Origin of the sequence: Gabonia massiliensis, assembly GCF_001403595.1 — a bacterium.
Lineage (GTDB): Bacteria > Bacteroidota > Bacteroidia > Bacteroidales > Coprobacteraceae > Coprobacter > Coprobacter secundus.
In genome coordinates this window covers 861,099-882,581 of record NZ_LN877940.1, presented here as the reverse complement: position 1 = coordinate 882,581, position 21,483 = coordinate 861,099, and the positions used below count along the sequence as shown (strand labels likewise).

Below are 21,483 nucleotides of genomic sequence, written 5' to 3'. Positions count from 1 at the left end.
AATATGCGCTTAAAATATATATTTTTATATTTTAAGCGCATATTTTTTCACATTCATAGGCATCACTCTTCTTTTAAATGTCCACTCAGTAACAACAATGATATCTCTGATGATTTTGCCTGAAAAAGAGCATCCACTTTTCGAGTTACGGCATCAAGATAACTTCGTTGAAAATCACGAAATTCTATACCTGACAAGCTGCCCAATCGATAGCGGTCTAATGCAGTAGTTAAAGTTTGGTATGCTACATTTGCACTCTCAGTCTCAAAATCGACCATTAATAAACTATTCTGATAAGTATTATATAATTGCGCCAAATTTCCACTCATTTGTAATTCAACTTCTTGATAAGATAACCTACTATTTTCTATCGCTATCTTTGCATTCTTAACTTTGCGACGTGTTTCTAAACGATTAAATATAGGAACATTTAATGAAAATCCCCAAAACGGCCCCGTAGTCTGATTAAATGTCGACACTGATGACGGAGACTCTGTCCGAGAAAAACTGTAACCAGCTGAAAAATCGACCGTAGGAAAATAAGCCGATTTTGCCAGCTTCATATCCAACTCTGAAATACGTTGTTCTTTACGTGCCATCAACAAAGCCGTATTATTTTCAAGCATCATTGTTCGTATTTCCTCTCGGTCTAAAACCGGGCCTAATAATATCGTATCACAAATATATTCTACCCGATGCAAATCTTCATTCATCAACTGATTAAGATTTATATAAGCACTCTTCAAAAGTTCCTGTTGTTTTACCAATTTAGAACTATCTGTATTCAAGTCTATTTTCGTCTGTTTCAGCTCCAAACCAGACAAACTTCCTATACTATGTTTCTGACGAGCAATTTCATATCTCTGCATGGAAATATCCAGACTTTGCTTTGCTGCATCCAATAAGCTCTGCTGTACCAATATAGAATAATATCCCACACTCACTTGCGCTATCAACTCCTCTACAGCCATTCTTGTTTCCAGCTCACCAACAGCCCAAAGTTCCCTCATACGATTATGAGTAGTAAACATAGCCAGACCATCAAATAAGGTCCAATTCAGATTTATATTTGCACCATAATTATCACTCACGCTACCTTTAAAATCCCGTGTAATACCACTATTTGCATCTTTACGTTTCGAATCGACAATAGACTCTTTCTGAGTTCCTGAAGCCGATAATGTAGGCAAAAATACCGAATAATTAATATTATTTTTATCTATCAATTGCTCATTGCGAGCTATTCTGATACCATAGTTAGCATCTAAAGCCCGAGCAATACAATCAGTTAAAGATAATATTTGTTGCTGTCCCCAAACGTCTATCGACAACACAAAAGATAAAACATAAAAAAGATACTTTATCATGACTTTGTAAAGGTTTCTTCATTAACAACTCGTACTTTAGATGCAGACAAATATGTATAAATAGCAGGTATTACATACAATGTCAAACCTGTTGCACATATCATTCCTCCGACAACAGCAATCCCCATTGCAATACGACTCTCAGCTCCAGCTCCCGTAGCAAGAGCCATCGGTAATGTCCCCAGCACAGTAGACAAACTCGTCATCAATATCGGGCGAAAACGGGCAGCAGATGCATCAATGATAGCTTCCCTCATCGATAACCCCTCAGCCTTACGCTGATTGGCAAACTCCACAATAAGAATTCCGTTTTTCGAAACTAAACCAATAAGCATTATAATACCAATCTGGCTAAATATATTCATTGTTTGATTAAAGTACCATAAAGACAATAAAGCGCCCACCAAAGCCAATGGAACAGTAAGCATAATAATTAACGGGTCTCGAAAACTCTCAAATTGTGCCGCAAGTACTAAATATATAAATATTAATGCTAAAATAAATGCAAATAATAAACTGGAAGAACTCTCAACAAAATCTTTAGAACTTCCTGATAATGTTGTTTTAAAATCATGATTAAGGACTTTTTCTGCAATCCTATCCATCTCTTCTATACCTTGTCCCATCGTCTTTCCTTTTGCCGGCGAAGCAGAAACCGTAGCTGCAACAAAACGGTCATATCGATATAATTGGGGTGGTGTACTACTTTCATCTACAGTTACCAAATTATCCAAACTTATCAATTCATTATTTTTATTCCGAACATATATAGTAGCCAAATCAGCCGGCTTATTTCGCCGGGATTTATCAAACTCGCTAATTATCTGATACTGTTTCCCATTCAAAATATAATAGCCAATACGCTGGTCACTCATGGTTAATTGTAATGTTCTCGAAATATCTTGAACCGAAACACCCAATAAGGCAGCCTTATCCCGATTTATGCTGATTGACAATTCCGGTTTGGTAAATTTAAGGTTCAAGTCATAAGCTGAGAACATCGGACTGGCAGCAACTTCATTCATAAATACAGGTAAAATTTTTTTTAAATCTTCCAAATTTTTTGCCTGTATCACATATTCTACCGGTAATCCGCCCCTACGATTCCCAAAAGTTTGCCTTTGTGTTACCATAGTACGAGCTCCGGTAAGCTGACGCACTTTGGGTGCCAAATCATCTGCAATTTCCTGTTGCGTCCTGTCCCGGTCTTCTGGTGAAACCAACATTAAATTACAAAATGCTGAATTTGTCTGACCACCACGTCCGACTAAAGACATAGTCAAGTCCTGTTCAGGAACTTCATTTTCCAAATATTTTACCAAGTCATCAACGTATTGCTCCATATACTCAAAACTCGTGCCTTCCGTCGCTGTCGAAGTAATCCGCATTTGTGACCGATCCTCTAAAGGAGCCATCTCTGATGGTAAATTTCCCCAGAAATACCAAATAGCAACACCCGCCAGGATTAATATAATCGGAGCAATATAACGATGCCTCATAAAAGCCAAAAGAGTATTACGATAAGCCGATGTCAACCAAACAAAAAAAGGTTCGGTTACTTTATAAATTTTGTTATCCGTGACATTCTTCGTCAACAGCTTAGTTGAAAGCATCGGAGTGAACGACAAGGCAACAAAAGCCGATATTGTCACTGCTCCAGCAATAACAACACTAAATTCACGGAACAACCGGCCTGTCGTCCCTTGTAAAAATACGATAGGAACAAACACTGCGACTAAAGCTACTGTCGTCGCAATAACAGCAAAAAATATCTCTTGGGAGCCTTTAAATCCGGCTTCAAGTGGAGCCATGCCTCGTTCTACCTTATTATAAATATTCTCCATCACCACAATAGCATCATCCACCACCAAACCTATCGATAATACTATAGCTAAAAGAGTAAGAATATTTATTGTAAATCCGGCCAAATACATCACAAAAAATGTTCCTATCAGAGATATAGGTATTGTCAAAACAGGAATTAATGTCGTACGCCAACTTCTGAGAAAAAGAAATATAATAAGGACAACCAGTACAAATGCTTCAACAATCGTCGACTGCACTTCATTTATAGAATTACGAATGAATACCGTATCATCCATATATATGCCACATTCCATATCTTCAGGCAAATCACTCTTTATATCCTCAATTACATTATATGCCCGGTCAACAATATCTACATAATTAGCCCCTGGCTGCGGTATGATAACACATCCTACCATCGGTTTTCCATTCATCTTCATGATAGAACGCTTATTCTCTGCATCTATTTCAGCTGTTCCTACATCCTTAAAACGTACTACCTTATCTCCTTGGTGAGCTATTATCAAATTATTAAAATCATCAACGGTCATCAATCTCCCCAAGGTACGTACCGTCAACTCTGTATTATCTCCTTCAATACGGCCGGACGGCAACTCGACATTTTCCTTCGAAACAACATCGCTCACGTCCATCGGAGTAATGCCATAAGCTGACAACAGCATAGGATCCATCTTCATACGCACAGCCAATCGTTTTTCTCCCCATATCTCCACACTACTTACACCAGAGATAGTTTGCAATCTCTCTTTCACATGTAAATCGGCATAAGTACTCACATCTATAATCGATTGTTTATCGCTACTTAGATATAAGCCGAAAATAGGCTGTGCATCAGCATCTGCTTTCGTTACAACAGGGGGATCTATATCCTGAGGCAATTTACGTAATGCACCCGAAACCTTATCGCGCACATCATTAGCTGCAGTTTCAAGAGGGACTTCCAACTCAAATTCTATAGTTATATTGCTCCTCCCATCCCTACTTTGACTTACCAAAGATCGAATTCCCGGAATGCCGTTAATCGCTGATTCCAAAGGCTCGGTTATCTGGGTCTCTATAACATCGGCATTAGCACCTGTAAAAGTCGTACTTACTGTAATAATCGGAGGGTCCACACTAGGGTAATCTCTAACCCCCAAAAATGTAAGACCAATCATCCCTACAATAATAAACAAAATATTCATTACAGTAGCTAATACCGGTCTTTTTATACTGGTAGATGATAAACTCATAAAAATAATTGTTTAACAAATCGATTTAAACTAATATTATTCTACCTGTGAAAGCGTTACAGGAATACCTTCTCTAACTTGCATTAATCCTGATACCAATACTGTGTCCCCAATTGATAGTCCAGATAAAATCTCTATCTGATTTTCTGTTCTCTGAAAAGTTTCGACAGGGACAGTTCTTGCTTTGCCGTCTTTTACCACCCAGACACTTTTCCCTTCCATATCTGAAACAACAGACTGAGTAGGTATCAATAAAGCTCTATTAGAATGAGAAGTTATCAGGTCAATTCGCGCAAACATTCCCGGAGAAAGCTCATGGTTGGTATTTTCACTCAAAGCCCTCAACAAAATAGTACGTGTTTGAGTATCTACCCTAGGGTCTATTGCATACACTTTTGCTGGAAATAACTTTTCTGATGATTCTGTCTTAAATCGTACAGTAGCTCCTATTTTTGCATCCGAAGCATATTTCTCTGGAATAGAAAATTCAACTTTCAAACGATTATCATCTACTAAATGACTTACGATTGTACTCGGTTGCAAATATGCCCCCAAACTCACATTACGAAAACCAATAATTCCAGAAAAAGGTGCACGTAATTCGGTTCGTGCAATCTTTACCTCAAGCAAAGCAATATCAGCCTCTACCATATTATAATCGGTCTGTACTTTATCATACTCCTCTCTACTGACAGCATCTTTTTGAAAAAGAACACGCTGCCTCTCCAATTGCTCCGACAATAATTTCTGCTGGTATTTTGCTCTCATAAGCTGAGCCTGCAAGTCTGCATCATCTACCTTAAGTAATAGCTCTCCTTTTTTTACTCGAGTACCTTCTTCAAAATAAATACCTATAACTTTTCCCGTTGTTTCGGCTACTAAATCGACTTCTTCATTTGGCATCAATGTTCCTACTGCCTGAATGTTACTACTAAGTCCTTGAGCCTTTACAATATAAGCATTTACAGGTATCGATTTATCTCCCTTCTTATTACTTCTTTCTTGTTGGCCTACCGTAGGATAATAGTTCATTTTATATATGGCTAACCCTCCTACAATAACAATAGGTATACCAATCTTCAACAATAATTTTACTTTCTTATTGTTCATCGACGTTACACATTCTTTATACTCTGGTTAATAAATTCTCAAAACAAAACGCAGAACTGTATCATCTACTTTTGATACAATCCTGCGTTTTATCCTAAGGTTTTTTCTGCCTTGATTTTATCAAAAGACAGATATTGGACTAATTTAAAAGCAAAAGGTTTAACGAACCGGTATATTTTCCAACAAATTTGTCAAAAATCTCCAATACCGTTCAACTGATGCAATATTTACCTTTTCATCCGGAGAATGAGGATGATGAATAGTAGGGCCAAATGATATCATATCAAGATTTGGATATGTTGCCCCAATAATACCACATTCTAACCCAGCATGCATAATTTTAACTTCAGGCTTTATCCCTAATACTTTCGTATGTACATCAATAGCTGTTTTCAATATCGGGGAATCCAAATTTGGTTCCCAACCAGGATATCCCCCACTTTCTTCTACCTTAGCCCCAGCTAATAAAAATGTACTCTCAAGACTGGATGCCAACGCTTTTTTCCGACTTTCACTGGTACTACGTACTAAGATTTTTACTTCTATCAATTCTTCTTCTGCACTGACAATACCTAAACTCGAAGATGTCTCCACAACATCAGGAACTCCCGGAATCATTCTCTCCACCCCATTCTGGCATGCTACTATCGAATTGATCAAATCGTCTTGTATCTCTTCAGGAATAAGAGCTTTAGGAGTTTCGACTTCTTCTGCTGTAAAAGAAATAGCATCTTCTATCGTTGCATATTCATGCTTATACAAAAATTCATAATCAGCAACTTCATTTACAAAATCATCTTTCCACTCAGCCGGAATAATAACAATAGCAACAGCCTCTCTGGGTATCGCATTGCGCATATTTCCACCACTTACCCATGCCAAACGAGCCTCATATTCCTGTACTGCATATTTCAAAAAACGGAACATCAGTTTATTGGCATTTGCTCTTCCTAAATGAATATCCACACCTGAATGCCCACCCTTAAGCCCAGTCAAACGTAACTTCATTGCCAATTCTTCTTCCGACGCAATATAAGGAATCTCCTTGAACCGAAAACTTATATCAAGATCTACCCCTCCAGCACAACTCATATATATATCACCCTCCTCTTCCGAATCGGTATTTAGTAATATATCACCCTGAAGCAAATCGGGCTTCAGCCCAACAGCCCCATACATCCCTGTTTCTTCATCATAAGTAAACAAAGCTTCTATGGGACCATGTTTCAGTGTCTGGGAACCTAATATTGCAAGAATAGAAGACATACCTATTCCATTATCAGCCCCCAACGTCGTATCACGCGCCATTACCCATTCTCCATCGACATAAGCATCAATAGGGTCTGTTTCAAAATCATGTTCTACCAAAGCATTCTTTTGAGGAACCATATCAAGATGAGCCTGCAATATAACGGGCCTACGGCTTTCCATCCCAGACGTTGCCGGCTTACGAATAAGAACATTTCCTGCATCATCTTTTAAAGTCTCTAAACCCAGGCTTTTCCCATACTCCATTATATAACGGGTTATTTTTTCTAAATGCCCCGATGGACGAGGTATCTCACATATAGTACTGAAGTGCTGCCACAAAATTTGAGGTTCAAGGGATGCAATTTCTTTATTCATAAGAGATCTTTTTATGGTAAAACATTTATTTCCTTATGATCCATTTGAGGTTGCTCTTCGGCTTGTACATTCTTTTTTTCCAAAGCAATAGAGAACATCGTATATATACCTAAAATCATAATCAATATCATTTGTATTCCATGAGCTACCAAAGCAAAAGCCCCAGCAGCATTCTCACCAACACCATATAACGCCAAAGTTGCAATTATAGCTAAATGCCATGGGCCTAAACCTCCCTGTACAGGAATACCCATACTAATACTTCCCATAATGAAAAGTGCAAGGGCTGCCAAAATCCCCAAATGTTCTGTTGCAGGAAAGGCAAAAAGGCAAACATAAAGTTGTAAAAAATAGCACAACCAAATAAGAATTGTATAAAAAAAGAATTTATACTTCTGTTTCATTTTTAAGACTGTATTGAATCCAAACCAAAGATTCTTTACCATTCCCTTTATCTTAAGAACGTATTTATTTTCAGTCTTTTTACTAAATAACCATATTATAAATATGACAACGAATACAAAGCCTATATATAACCACGGGGAAGTAACAGTCTGCCATGCAGCCTCCTCTATTGTGGGAAATTTTCTTAAAAATTCCCGAAAAACAGGCATTTGCAGAAAAAATATAACCACCGTAAGGAAAACAACAGATATGGTATCAGTAAGCCTGTCTGAAAATACAGAACCTAAAACTTGGGTAAACGACATCTGTTGCCGACGAGAAACATAAGTACACCTCCAGACCTCACCCAACCGAGGAAATAAAAGGTTCATAGCATATGTACCAAAAATTGCATTCGTAAGAGTCCTCATCGTTGGATTCTGACCTAAAGTACGTAATTGCAAACGCCATCGATAAGCCCTTGCCACATGGCTTAACAAGCCTATAAACATAGAAAGAAATATCCACGAATAATTGATTTCAGACTTTAATATGGTAAAAATCTCTTTTGTATCGAGTTTGCTATACAGAAACCAAAATATGCCTACACCTAATATAAGAGGCACTAAAAACTTAAGTGTATTACGGAGTAATTTTTTCAACTTAGTCGATTTAAAAAATATTATTTCTTACCTTTGTATGAGGCAAAGATACTGTTTTATTATAAACTTTATGCCGGCCAAAAATGTTTATTTAGATTTCTCTTTACAATTTATACATTGATTAACAAAATTTCGATACAAAATTAAGAAATGATAGATACGGTTAGACCCAAAAAAGCCTTAGGACAACATTTTCTGAAAGATACAGATATTGCTTTCCGCATTGCTGACACTCTTTCTGAATATAAAGACTTTCCGACTCTGGAGATTGGTCCAGGAATGGGTATTCTTACCCGATTTTTACTTGAACAGGGACATGACCTTACTGTAGTAGAATTGGATAACGAGTCTGTTGCGTATCTGACTCAAAATTACAAGGAATTGGAAAACCGTATTATTGAAAAAGACTTTCTTAAATTAAATTTATCTGAACTCTTTGGTAATAAACAGTTTTGTGTCATTGGTAATTATCCATATAATATATCCAGTCAGATATTTTTCAAAGTCCTCGATTATAAAGACCAAATACCTTGTTGTAGCGGAATGATACAAAAAGAAGTCGCGGAACGTATGGCAGCTAAGCCCGGAAGTAAAACTTATGGAATATTAAGTGTCTTATTACAAGCATGGTACAATATTGAATACTTATTTACCGTTCATGAACACGTCTTTAATCCTCCCCCCAAAGTAAAATCTGCTGTTATACGCATGACGAGAAATAGCATTACACAGCTTGGGTGCAATGAACACCTTTTTAAACGAATCGTAAAAACCGGATTTAACCAACGACGGAAAACTTTACGTAATTCATTGAAACCATTATTATATAAAGAATGTGAACTCTATAATGACCCAATATTCGAAAAAAGACCGGAACAATTATCTGTTCAGCAATTTATCGATTTAACAAATCGTATGGAAAAATATGTATTAAAATAATCTAATATCCGTATTTTTTAACCGGTATTTTTTAATTATGGAAAAATTTTCTGAAGAATATATCAAGGAAATACAGCAGGTTATCGATGATAAAAACGAACAAAAAGCGAAAGAATATCTTAAAGACTTGCATCCTGCCGATATAGCAGAGCTCTACCAGGCTCTTAATCTTGATGAAGCAGAATTTATCTATCGACTACTCGATAGTGAAAAAGCTGCCGACGTACTTATGGAGCTGGATGAAGATGATCGGAAAAAGTTGCTGAAACGTCTCCCCAATGAGATGATTGCAAAACAATTTATCGACCATCTTGACACAGATGATGCTGTAGACCTTATCCGGGAACTGGACGAAGAAGCACAGGAGGAGATTCTCTCCCATATTGATGATGTAGAACAAGCCGGTGACATCGTTGACCTCTTAAAGTATGACGAAGATACAGCTGGAGGTCTGATGGGTACAGAAATGGTCGTCGTAAATGAAAACTGGAGTATGCCGGAATGCCTAAAAGAAATGCGTATACAAGCCGAAGATATGGACGAAATATATTATGTCTATGTCGTCGATGATGACGAACGGCTCAAAGGTGTATTTCCTTTAAAAAAAATGATTACCAATCCTTCTGTATCGAAGATTAAGCACGTCATGAAAAAAGACCCCGTGTCAGTCAAAACCGACACGCCTATTGAAGAGGTAGCTCAAGCTTTTGAAAAATATGATTTAGTTGCCGTGCCAGTTATCGACAGCATCGGACGCTTGGTTGGACGAATTACTGTGGACGACGTCATGGACGAAGTGCGTGAACAGGCAGAACGTGAATATCAATTAGCATCAGGTCTTTCCCAAGATGTAGAAAGTACGGATACAATCTTTACTCAAACATCGGCCCGTCTTCCCTGGTTACTTATAGGAATGTTCGGAGGATTGGCAAATTCCGTTATTTTAGGAAATTTTGAAGCCGGATTCGTTTCCAACCCAGCTATGGCCTTATTTATTCCATTAATAGGAGGTACCGGAGGAAATGTCGGTATACAATCTTCGGCTATTGTAGTACAGGGCTTGGCTAATGGGTCTTTTTCTTTGCGGAATTCCGGAAAACAAATTCTCAAAGAATTAGGAGTAGCATTGATTAATGCCTGTATGATTTCGGCATTAGTCTTTGTCTATAATTGGATACGTATGGGAAACAATGGAGTCACCATATCCGTATCTCTATCACTATTTTCTGTCGTGATATTCGCCTCTATTTTCGGAACAATTGTCCCAATGACACTGGAACGTTTTAAAATAGATCCCGCCATCGCTACCGGTCCGTTTATAACTATCACCAACGATATTATCGGAATGCTCATTTACATGAGTATATCTTCAACTTTAGCATAAGTCTTATATTCAAGCACTAAGATGAAAAAGAGAAATGTTTGTATATACAAACATTTCTCTTTTTCATCTTAGTGTATCTTATATAATACTATCTTTTTAGAAACGATAAGATGCCCCAATTAATATCCGACCATCAGCATCAAACTTTGCTGGAGAGACCTGACGGTCTATTTTATCTCCCCACACTGATATACGAGGTTCCGCATACAAATCTAAATAAGGTAATACTTTAATAGAGAACTGCGCTCCTGCTGTAAAATTATACGTTGTTTCACCCTCAGCTTTCCCTTTCGGAAAAGCAACACCTCCTCCGATTATACCCGACATATTAAAACGACTATCGACATCGCGCGAAATCAACTGTGTAAGGTTCAATAAATAATCTGCTCGCAATCCCAACATCGTCAAATTAAATCCTTTATCAATATTATATCTTCCCCCTACTTTAGTTGATGATGAAGCAAATGTCAAACGTAAACCGTTTACGGAGTTTATCCAACGACCAGCCGAAACTTCGGCATCGAACATCATCTTATCTGCGGCAGAATAATCACTCCTTACCATGCTCATGGCATACGCACCTGAACCTATGGACAAAGAAATAAAATTAGGATTATCAACAGACATATTCTTTCGTTGTCCTTGAGGAGACTTCGGTTTATAATTGATACCCAATAACACTGACGATACAGGATTTACCTTTCTTTTACCATCAAATTTTCCAAGATATCCAACTAGCTGAGGCTCTATATATAAGCCAAAGCCTGAAGTTACATTAAACAATCCCTGTAATGAAGCCGATATCCCTGGTGTTACATTAAACTTACCTTTATTCAAAGATAAAGCAGCATGTACGCCGGCAGCGGCATTGACATCAAAAAGGCGAGGTTTATAACCAGCAAAAAGAGTATTCAAGTTCATCATGTAATCCAACGAAAGGTCTCCAAATGTTGTCTGAGATGTCCCATAACTGGGTACAGCCCCACCCGATACCGACACCCTCCACGCAGACAAAGGAGTGTACCAACGGCCCAACGAAGCTCGTCCTATACCTCCGATTTGATCCTTTACTCCGGCACGCACCAAACGTGTATCAAAATATGAAGAAAATCCACCGGCAAGAGATACAAAGAATTTTCGGGAATCAGATTTCTCAAATTCTGCATGATAAGACGCTTTATCATATCCCACAAAACGATATGAAACACCTAAAGACGCTGAAGCAAAAACCATTTGATAGGTTGCCAAAGCATCATTAAAACCTTTTCGATTAGGAGTCCACCCAATTTTTGGTTCCAAGTATAAAGCCCAAGACGGTGTTATATTCCAAGATCCAATAAGACCAGCATTTACAACCGGATATATTTTCTGCGACCGCAACATCAAAGAAGGGCCCGCAAAAGCTGAAATTTCGAACTTACGTTCTGGATAATAACCAGACAACCACGAAGATAAATTCAACAAATAATCAACCTCACCACCTGCCACTGCTTCATGTATCAATTGTTTCTTTTTATTCAACGTCGACAAGCCAATCATACTTCCGGATAACCGCAACCCAGACACTGGTGTAAACCACTTTCCTACTGATACTGTTGCCATAGGGCTCAACCTGTCTACCGTCGACATTGATAACATCGGATTAGAAACCAAAACACCGCCACCGCCTGACAAAGAAATAAACATGTTGTCAAAAAAGCTGTTTTTTACAAACTTACCTTTATTATTTCTTAAAGCAGATTCTTCTCGATTATAAGTTAAACCGACATACACATTCCCTAAAAGATCAAATCGAGAGGAAGTTTCCCCAGCCAAATGTTTATGATACATTGTCAATTCCGGCTCTATAAACAAATCCAAATTTCTATTCAAACGGAGACTCCCTTGCAAGCCTGCACCAATTCCCGGAACAATATTCTTATCTCCATTTTTCACGCCATAAACCAAGTCCACCCCTGCAACACCAATCAACTCGAACTTACGTTCTTTATTGTATCCTCCAAAAGCAGAATTAAGATTCAATAAATAATCTAAACTTCCTCCAACAGTTTTTAGATAACGGCTTTTACCATAATTTGACTCAATCCATTTCGATGCACCTCCCTCTGCCGATAATCTTAACCCTGATACAGGATTGAACCAAGTACCAATTGACAAACGGGCCGCCGGGCCCAACCAATTTTTGACACTCATATCCACTACACGTCGAGATAACAACATTTGTGCACCTATTCCTCCCGAAATGAATAAATGTTCAAAGGCTCCTTTTCCAAATAAAGACAAAGATGCTCGTTGTTTATCCGGAACCATTTTATAAGTAACCCCTGCCATCAATGAGCCGGCCAAATTATATTGCCGCCATTGCGTAGAATAATCTATTTTATCTCCATATACACTTAACTTAGGCTCTATGAAAAAATCCACCAAAGGAGACAGGTTAAACTTTCCCTGTAATCCTATATTTGCACCTGATATATGTCGAATTTTTCCCGTTTTTAATGACGAGTGATAATTAACTCCTGCTATAGCAATTACATCGAAAAGACGTTCAGGATTATAACCTGCAGCAAATGCCGAAATATTCATCAAATAATCGGCATCGAGACCTAATGAGACAATGCGGGACACATTTCCTGTAGGTAAATAGGCTCCTTCTACTCCGACACGCATTCCTATTACCGGAGTAAACCAAGTACCGACATAAAGAGAAGCCTTAGGCCCAATTGCATTTGACAAACCAGAAGAGTTATCATTTTTCAAATATTCAGCACCTATTGCTCCAGATAAAAACAAATGGTCTTTTATATGATTTGACTCAAACTTTTCAGCTTTACGCCTTTTTTGTAACGTATAATCCAATGCATTTATCTGCGCAAATGTTTCATTTGCTACAAAAAATAACAGGACTATCAATGCCTGAATATATCTTTTTAATAATAAATTTTTCATCTTTGAAACATTACAACAAGTCCATTATATCTCCATCCGCCTTAGCTATTTCTTTTAAAGACGGATCCAGTTCAAACGCATTCTCCAGATGATTCATTGCATCCATTATACGATCGAGTCTATTTGCCGCAACAGCTTTTAGATACTCAGCCTTAGCCGAATCCGCAGGAAGTAATTTAGCTTTTTCCCATGCTTCTTCGTTCCTTTTTAATGCCAAAAGCAATACAACTTCATTTATTCCCCCATCTTTGGCATACCGATTCAACGCCTCTTGATAATTTCCATTCAATGCTCTTGTTACAGCTCTTATCTCTTCTATATCATCTTCTTCAGAAATCAAAGATACGATTGAATCAGCTTTAGAATATTGAAAGTCATTTAAAAGCATAAGCGTCTGATTTATAAGTACCTCCTCTGGGGCATTCTTGCTTACAAAAGGTTCCAAAATAGAGACATCCGTCCGATTTTGCCGAAGATAAAGAGCAGCCAAAGAGTTTGCCGCAAGTGTATATTTAGGATATACCTCTAAAGCCTGTTTGTACAAAGTCTCTCGTTCTTTATCATCCTTGGCCATTGCAAACATTCTCCAAAACTCATGACGTGATAACTCTTTATATCCTTTGGCTTCATACAAAGATTTTATCTCCTCATCAGTAAGATAACGATAAATAGAATATGAAAAATTGTACTCAACCTTTCTCATACGAGGTAAGATATTGGGAACTATTACTTTTCGATAAAAAGGAAGTTTAATAACTGCTCTCCACTGCATATCAGCTTTATTAGGATATTTATCTATGATAGCTTGCACTTTTTCGGCCTCCTCTGTCAGACCGTCATCTCTCATCATTTGTACTGCCGTATGCCAAGTGTCAACTTTTGCATCGGAATGTATATCCAAAAACTCAAGAGTTACCGGACTTAACCGAGAAGTAATACGAGATAAAGCCTCTTTCATTCTCTCTTGTGCCAATTTTTCATTCTGCGCCAGCCGTCCATCCGGAGATGACATTCCTGAAATATGGAATGAGAGCAACTTTGCATTAGGATCTTTTTCTATCTCAGAAAGTCTGTTATTAAGCTTCGCTATTTCTTTTGCGTTATTAGGGTTCTTGTCATCTATTCTTGATTTTCCTACAGCAAAAGTCAAGTGTACCTCCCCCTTATCATTTCGTAATTGTAATTCCGGTTTTGGCCAATATTTTTTATCGGTCATATCCCGACATACCACATTATATTCAAAAAAACGCATAGGATTCACCAACCCACGCGCTATTTGAAAACTATCGACAAATAATATTTTATTATAATTCTCAATAGTAAGTTTTACATCCGAGCGAAAATCATCTCGCATATTACTTACATATGCTGAATCATGATAAGCAATAACTTCTCCCTTTCGAGTCATTTCGCTACGCCGCTCATACGGAGCCAAAGGATCATTCTCTTTCATGTTGAACTCAAGCATACGATCCTGAGTGAGACGATACTCTCTTCCATCATTTACAACCGGAGTCAATAATTTACTCTCTTTTTTGGAAATATTATAAATAGTCGGTTGTATAATCAATCGGGTATTTGTACCAAACATCTCATCAGGAACTTTGAATCGAGTGCGTAAATGAAAGTAATTTCCCACAACCTCTATATCAGTCGGTTCAAAAATAATTTTATTTTTAAATTTTGCAGTCACGGCAACCTCTTTAATCTTTATAGCTGTCGACTTCAATATAACATCTACTACCTGCCGCCCATTAACTTTAATCTCATTGTCAGTATACCCCATAGAAGTAAACTTAAGAGTACTCTTGGGACTTATTAAAACCGAATATTTTCCGTCCTCATCAGTAATACCAATAACTTTACCTGACGCAATATCAGTCACTGTCACACCCACAAGTCTTTCCCCATTATTGCCTTTTACAGTACCATTTACCCTAATAGTCTGAGCCTGAACAGTAAATGAAAACAAAAACAGAAAGACTGCAACAAAAAATATGTGAATACAATTCTTCATAACATACTTATATCATTTTATAATATAGGATATTGTAACACCCAGCTTCACAGGAGCCAATACCCAACCTCTTTCATTAATATTTCCAGGCTTAGGGTCTTCTACTGCATATCCAAACTGTCGATACCGAAGGACCCCGATACCGACCGTCGCTTCCAAATTCCAACGTTTTCCCAAAACAAAATCATACCCATAGGTTATACCTGCTGCACCTGCATCCCCATAACGTTTTTTATTCTTAAAACAAGCATCATACGAAGAATAAAATGCCGTGAGGCCTAAAAAGTGACGTGCCATCGGACGACCAAACCAATAACGTAACTCAGGCTGCACTTTTACATTGTCGATTTTATAAGATGTAGGATTACCAAAATTACCTGAAATACCAAAATCAATGGACCAATGAGGCGCAATAGCAAATTCAGCACCGATATTAGGAGAAATAGTAGCCCACTCTAGCAAATTTGTTCTGACAGCCACTCGCTGTGCCATCGTTACAGCCGAAAAACTTCCACAAATAAGGAATATCAATAGAGTGATTTGTTGTACATAAGAATTAAGATATCGCACTATTATTTAGTTTTTATATTATACAAAAACATATATTAAATTACATTATTCTAAAAACGTTGCAAATATAATAATTAATATTAATGTTATTCTTAACAATATAAATTAAATAACAAAATCCCAAAACAAAACAAAGAGTCATCAAGGAAAAATAATCAAATTAGATTCTTCAAAAAATAAATTTTATATTTGTGTCTTCATTAAAAAATGACGTCAGAACACCTTTTGTTATGAATTTAATATAATCATAGCGATTTTAAACCAGAATAATGGCAATTGAAGATAAAAAATATACAGAAAATAAAAAACGAAAAAAATATGTACTGACCTTTGAAGATCTGCAATACATCATACCCGCTTTTCGTTCGAAATCCGGAGCATTGCTATTAAAGATTTTATATTCGTTAGCAGGTATTAATAAAATAAATGATTTATATTCTCATTCTTGTGATAAAAATGGAGCCGAATTTGTCAATTCCATCCTAAAGGAATTAAGTATTACTTATAATATACATCATAAAGAAGTACTTGACCAATTACCCCAAGGCGGTTTTGTTACAGTGTCCAATCATCCTTATGGAGCGTTAGACGGATTGATTCTAATACATCTATTAGGCTCTCATCGGCCAGACTATAAAGTCATGGTAAATTGGATACTAACTTACATTGAAGCATTGGCTGATAATTTTATAGCAGTAGAACCTACCTCTAATGAAACTCGTCGGCAAATTTCCATGGTCGGAATCCGAGAATCTCTTTCTCATATAAGAAATGGACATCCTATCGGATTCTTTCCTGCAGGAGCTGTGTCAAAAATCAATAGTCGATTAAGAATCGAAGACCGAGAATGGCAGCCCACAGTTATCCGCCTGATTCAACAATTTAAAGTTCCTGTTATTCCTATTTATTTTCAAGGACATAACTCTCTTTTTTATAATCTTTTAGGTATAATAGACTGGAGAATTCGAACTCTTCGTCTACCATTAGAAATTTTTAACAAACGAAATGTAACATTTGATATATCCATCGGAGAACCAATTTCAGTAGAGCAACAACAAAAATTCAAAGATCTCGATCAATTCGGAAAATTCTTAAAAAAAGAAACTCTGAAACTAAAAAAGAATAAATAATATTTTAAACATATATCTGATTTATTTATTTTGATACAGACCGGAATATCTATAAATAGAACAATTTATCATATTATTTGTATCTTTGTAAAAATGCAAGCAAAATAACAGTTATGACACCAGCTGATATACAACAAGCAAAACAACGATTTGGTATCATAGGTAATGCTCCCGGTCTAACCCGCGCTGTAAGCCGAGCATTACAAATTGCACCAACAGACCTTTCGGTACTTATTACCGGAGAAAGTGGAACAGGAAAAGAATTTTTTCCACAAATTATACATACCAACAGTCATCGTAAACATGGTCGCTATATCGCTGTAAACTGTGGGGCTATACCTGAAGGTACAATCGACTCTGAACTTTTCGGGCATGAAAAAGGCTCCTTTACAGGAGCTTTATCCGACCGAAAAGGATACTTTGAAGAAGCAGATGGCGGTACAATTTTTCTGGATGAAGTCGGAGAATTACCATTAACCACACAAGCTCGGTTGTTACGTGTACTCGAAAGCGGAGAGTTTATAAAAGTAGGCTCTTCAAAAGTACAAAAAACAAATGTGCGTATCGTTGCTGCTACTAATGTAAACATGGTAAAAGCTATCGGAGAAGGCAAATTCAGAGAAGATCTATTTTACCGATTAAATACCGTGCCCATAGAACTTCCTCCTCTTAGAGACCGAGTAGACGATATTTTATTATTATTTCGAAAATTCTCAAACGATTTTGCCGAGAAATATCGTATGCCTGCCATACAATTAACCGATGATGCCAAAGAGGCATTATTATCATACCGCTGGCCTGGCAATATACGGCAATTAAAGAATGTAACCGAGCAAGTCTCAATATTCGAAACATCAAGAGAGGTTACTGCTGAAGTGCTACTACCCTACTTACCGTCTTACAATATCGAAAAACTTCCAGTCATAAGCGGGCATGACAATAAAGATGGTGGTTTCCAATTCAGCAATGAACGGGAAATGTTGTATCAAGTCATTTTCGAAATGAGAAAAGAAGTCAATGAACTAAAAAATATCGTTCATGAACTATTGGCAAACCGTACAGTACCTAATAATGAAAGTTTGAAAGTTTACGGACAAGATACAACTACTCCTCTATCCAGTCCTAACATTATACACCCAGTAATAAAAACATATCATTTAGACGATAATAGTGTAAGTGATGGTGAAATCATTCATTCTGAAAACGACTATGAAGAAGAACCCTATACTATGGAAGATATAGAAAGGGAAACAATTCGTAAATCGCTGGAACGGAACAACGGCAAAAGAAAAAAGACAGCCGAAGAATTAAAAATATCGGAACGCACTTTATATAGAAAAATCAAAGAGTACAATTTAGAATAAATCTAATGAAGCATTTTTTAGTTTTCATACTCATCGTTTTGACATCATGCACCATATCCTATAAATTTAATGGAGCATCTATTGATTATACAAAAACAAAAACAATTACTGTTGCAAATTTCCCTATTCGAGCAACATTGGTATATCCGCCGTTAGCTCCCGCTTTTAATGAAGCATTAAAAGATGTATACACACGACAGACTCGATTATCTTTAGTTAACAGTGGTGGAGACCTTTTAGTAGAAGGTGAGATTACAGGATACGATCTTTCACCTCAAGCTGTAACTGAAGATGCCTATGCATCACAAACTCGGTTGACCGTCTCCGTAAAAGTCCGTTATACTAATAGTAAAGACCCTCAATTTGACTTGGAACAAACATTTAGTGCATACAGAGATTTCTCAAGTAGCCAAATGCTAAACCAAGTACAAGACGGATTAATCAAGGAAATTGTCGCTGAACTTGCCGACCTTATCTTTAACGCAACAGTAGCAAACTGGTAATTATGATAAGCGGAGACGACATGCGCAAAGAATTGTCAAACGAAAACCGACAATTATCAGCACAAGAAATCCAAAATATCTTGCTTGAATATCCATATTTTCAAGCTGCTCGATTACTGTACCTTGAGAAAATTAAGGAGACCCCTCTCTACAAAGAAGCTCTACACAAAGAAGCAATATATGCTCCGGATCGTAAAATATTATTTAAAATGACCGAAGCAGTACGTCACCGTTGGACCCAATTATATGAAGTTCCAAATACTCAAGGCTCAACTTATAACAATTCTTTCTCTCTAATCGATAAATTTCTTGAAAACTATTCTGCAGAATCTACTGAAGAACAATCGAAGGAGCAAAAAATATTGGAAAAAACAATATTCAATCCGGCAGTTGCCTCTACAGATTATTTCTCTACATTTACCAACAGTGAGAAAATTACATCCAATAACCAAGGCCAAATGGACTTAATCGACTCCTTTATCGAAAAAGTTCAAAATAATATTCCAGAGGTTCTCAATATAAAGAAAGACGAATCCAGCTCAACGGTCACACCTATAATAACAGAAGACGATACACTGACAAAATCCGGAGACGAAGCTTTTCTAACCGAAAGTTTAGCCAAAATTTATATCAAACAGAAAAGATATTCCAAAGCTTTGGAAATAATTAAAAAATTAAGTTTGAAATATCCGGAAAAAAATATTTACTTTGCAGACCAGATTAGATTTTTAGAAAAATTGATTATTAACATAAAAACTGAATAACAAAATGTATTTGTTCATCACCATTTTAATTCTCATTGCATCGATATTTTTGATTCTTATCGTATTGGTACAAAATTCTAAAGGAGGGGGATTATCTTCAGGATTCTCATCAACCAACCAAATTATGGGAGTAAGGAAAACCACCGATTTCCTCGAAAAAGCGACTTGGTCTCTAGCCGGTACTGTAGTCATATTGAGTATTGTCGCTGCGGCATTTTTACCATCCCAGAACGCTGCAAGTGGTTCTGAGATCAAAGATAAAGTTCAGCAAAGTCTTCCGGTAAATACTAAACCCGGGTTTGAAAACCAAGGTGCTCCCGAGCAGACTCAAGCTCCAGTTACAGCACCAGCACCGGAAACTCCGGCAACTCCCGCCAAATAATTTCAAGAAATTATTTACACTACATACAAGAGATTGCCCGGTAATATGGGGGCAATCTCTTTTGTTTTTATATATTATCAAGATTTGAAGTAATGAAAAAGAATCATCATAATCATAAAAAAGCATCACACATTCTCCCTGAAATAGAAAAAAAAATATTAACTTATAAACATTTTGGGTATAAAGTTCCTCCTCTTCGTATTATTCGTACCCCTGAGCAAATAGAGGGCATAAAGGCCAGTGCACGCATTAATACAGGTGTTCTTGACTGTGTAGCAGCAAACATCAAAGAAGGAATGTCTACTGCTGAAATTGACAAATTGGTATATGATTATACAACCAGCCATAATGCCATTCCTGCTCCTCTCAATTATGAAGGATTTCCCAAAAGCGTATGTACCTCTATTAATCAAGTAGTCTGCCATGGGATTCCTGATGAAAATGAAATCTTAAAAAACGGAGATATTATAAACGTAGATGTATCTACCATATATGAAGGATACTTCTCCGATGCTTCACGTATGTTTATGATAGGAGATGTAAAAGAAGAATGGAAAAGGCTTGTCGAAGTAACTAAAGAATGCCTTGAAATAGGAATAGCCACAGCACAACCTTGGGCCCGATTAGGAGACGTCGGAGCAGCAATCCAAGAACATGCCGAAAAGAACGGATATTCTGTTGTAAGAGACCTTTGCGGCCACGGTGTCGGACTCAAGTTTCATGAAGTTCCTAATGTTGAGCATTTTGGCAAAAAAGGGACAGGCATGCTCATTGTTCCAGGCATGACATTTACTATAGAACCAATGATAAATATGGGTAAATATCAAGTATATGTAGACGAAAAAAACGGTTGGACGGTTCTTACCGAAGATGGACTACCATCTGCCCAATGGGAACATACCATACTTATAACAGAAACAGGAAATGAAATTCTGACTTGGTAACTGTCAGAACTTCATTTCTGTCCTACTCCGTCTTCACCTATATTTTCTTCCCTTTTCATTCATACACTAAACTCTCAAAACCAAAAATTCCAACCGTTTATCTCAACTGAAAACAAACTTTTTTGTAAACAGGAATCACTTACAAAGAATATTCTCTGTATTCAAAAACATAATCTACAAATACATTTGAAAAGTACTACGACGTAATAACTCGAAAAAATATTAAGGTAAAATACTACTCACATATTTTAGTACTTTAAAACCCTTAAATAACAACATTAAATGAAATTCTATCTAAAACCTTATTTTTATGAATATTTTTATCTTTG

The 21,483-nt window shown here is 37.0% G+C and carries 16 protein-coding genes; 8 read left to right on the top strand and 8 right to left on the bottom strand.

Annotation, left to right across the window (positions count from 1 at the left end; all coding sequences use genetic code 11):
• Window positions 1–62: 62 nt before the first annotated feature.
• From BN2628_RS13480 to BN2628_RS13460, 5 genes are all read right to left on the bottom strand, one after another.
• Window positions 63–1,367, bottom strand: coding sequence for a TolC family protein (locus tag BN2628_RS13480; protein ID WP_055097689.1), 1,305 nt, complete (start codon window positions 1,365–1,367; stop codon window positions 63–65).
• The gene (locus tag BN2628_RS13475; protein WP_055097687.1) at window positions 1,364–4,426 is read right to left on the bottom strand and encodes an efflux RND transporter permease subunit; all 3,063 of its coding nucleotides are present in this window, start codon (window positions 4,424–4,426) and stop codon (window positions 1,364–1,366) included. The genes BN2628_RS13480 and BN2628_RS13475 overlap by 4 nt, the downstream gene beginning before the upstream one ends.
• A 36-nt stretch (window positions 4,427–4,462) precedes the next feature.
• A complete protein-coding gene (locus BN2628_RS13470) occupies window positions 4,463–5,536 on the bottom strand; it encodes an efflux RND transporter periplasmic adaptor subunit (protein WP_055097684.1) in 1,074 nt (357 codons plus the stop codon).
• A 159-nt stretch (window positions 5,537–5,695) separates the two neighbouring features.
• A complete protein-coding gene (locus tag BN2628_RS13465) occupies window positions 5,696–7,162 on the bottom strand; it encodes an aminoacyl-histidine dipeptidase (protein WP_021931857.1) in 1,467 nt (488 codons plus the stop codon).
• A gap of 11 nt (window positions 7,163–7,173) precedes the next feature.
• Complete coding sequence (locus BN2628_RS13460; protein WP_021931858.1) at window positions 7,174–8,208, bottom strand: lysylphosphatidylglycerol synthase transmembrane domain-containing protein; 1,035 nt, start codon at window positions 8,206–8,208, stop codon at window positions 7,174–7,176.
• 153 nt (window positions 8,209–8,361) lie between these two features.
• Between BN2628_RS13460 and rsmA the strand changes: the two genes are divergently transcribed.
• Together rsmA and mgtE are read left to right on the top strand one after the other, a co-directional pair.
• Window positions 8,362–9,147, top strand: coding sequence for a 16S rRNA (adenine(1518)-N(6)/adenine(1519)-N(6))-dimethyltransferase RsmA (rsmA, locus tag BN2628_RS13455; protein WP_154668498.1), 786 nt, complete (start codon window positions 8,362–8,364; stop codon window positions 9,145–9,147).
• A 37-nt stretch (window positions 9,148–9,184) separates the two neighbouring features.
• Window positions 9,185–10,531: a magnesium transporter gene (gene mgtE, locus BN2628_RS13450; RefSeq protein WP_021931860.1), complete on the top strand. Its 1,347-nt coding sequence runs from the start codon at window positions 9,185–9,187 to the stop codon at window positions 10,529–10,531.
• A 96-nt stretch (window positions 10,532–10,627) separates the two neighbouring features.
• Here mgtE and BN2628_RS13445 read toward each other — a convergent pair whose 3' ends face one another.
• From BN2628_RS13445 to BN2628_RS13435, 3 genes are read right to left on the bottom strand one after another with little or no spacing between them, the layout of a single operon-like run.
• Entirely contained in the window at window positions 10,628–13,480 is a 2,853-nt protein-coding gene (locus BN2628_RS13445; RefSeq protein WP_055097679.1) for a hypothetical protein, read from the bottom strand.
• A gap of 10 nt (window positions 13,481–13,490) precedes the next feature.
• A complete protein-coding gene (locus tag BN2628_RS13440; RefSeq protein ID WP_055097677.1) occupies window positions 13,491–15,497 on the bottom strand; it encodes a tetratricopeptide repeat protein in 2,007 nt (668 codons plus the stop codon).
• A 12-nt stretch (window positions 15,498–15,509) separates the two neighbouring features.
• Window positions 15,510–16,067 (bottom strand): DUF3575 domain-containing protein, encoded by a 558-nt coding sequence (locus BN2628_RS13435; protein ID WP_154668475.1) that lies wholly within the window; start codon window positions 16,065–16,067, stop codon window positions 15,510–15,512.
• Window positions 16,068–16,336: 269 nt separating this feature from the next.
• Between BN2628_RS13435 and BN2628_RS13430 the strand changes: the two genes are divergently transcribed.
• The 6 genes from BN2628_RS13430 to map all read left to right on the top strand — a co-directional run bounded on the left by BN2628_RS13430 (window position 16,337) and on the right by map (window position 21,154).
• The gene (locus tag BN2628_RS13430) at window positions 16,337–17,197 is read left to right on the top strand and encodes a lysophospholipid acyltransferase family protein (protein WP_021931864.1); all 861 of its coding nucleotides are present in this window, start codon (window positions 16,337–16,339) and stop codon (window positions 17,195–17,197) included.
• A 113-nt stretch (window positions 17,198–17,310) separates the two neighbouring features.
• Window positions 17,311–18,561 carry a sigma-54 interaction domain-containing protein gene (locus BN2628_RS13425; RefSeq protein WP_021931865.1) on the top strand — a complete coding sequence of 417 codons (1,251 nt, stop codon included), beginning with the start codon at window positions 17,311–17,313 and terminating at the stop codon, window positions 18,559–18,561.
• 5 nt (window positions 18,562–18,566) lie between these two features.
• Complete coding sequence (locus BN2628_RS13420) at window positions 18,567–19,064, top strand: LptE family protein (RefSeq protein ID WP_021931866.1); 498 nt, start codon at window positions 18,567–18,569, stop codon at window positions 19,062–19,064.
• A 2-nt stretch (window positions 19,065–19,066) separates the two neighbouring features.
• Entirely contained in the window at window positions 19,067–19,828 is a 762-nt protein-coding gene (locus BN2628_RS13415; protein ID WP_055097671.1) for a hypothetical protein, read from the top strand.
• A 4-nt stretch (window positions 19,829–19,832) separates the two neighbouring features.
• Window positions 19,833–20,210, top strand: coding sequence for a preprotein translocase subunit SecG (gene secG / locus BN2628_RS13410; RefSeq protein ID WP_021931868.1), 378 nt, complete (start codon window positions 19,833–19,835; stop codon window positions 20,208–20,210).
• Window positions 20,211–20,302: 92 nt separating this feature from the next.
• Window positions 20,303–21,154, top strand: coding sequence for a type I methionyl aminopeptidase (gene map / locus BN2628_RS13405; protein ID WP_021931869.1), 852 nt, complete (start codon window positions 20,303–20,305; stop codon window positions 21,152–21,154).
• Window positions 21,155–21,483: the final 329 nt, after the last annotated feature.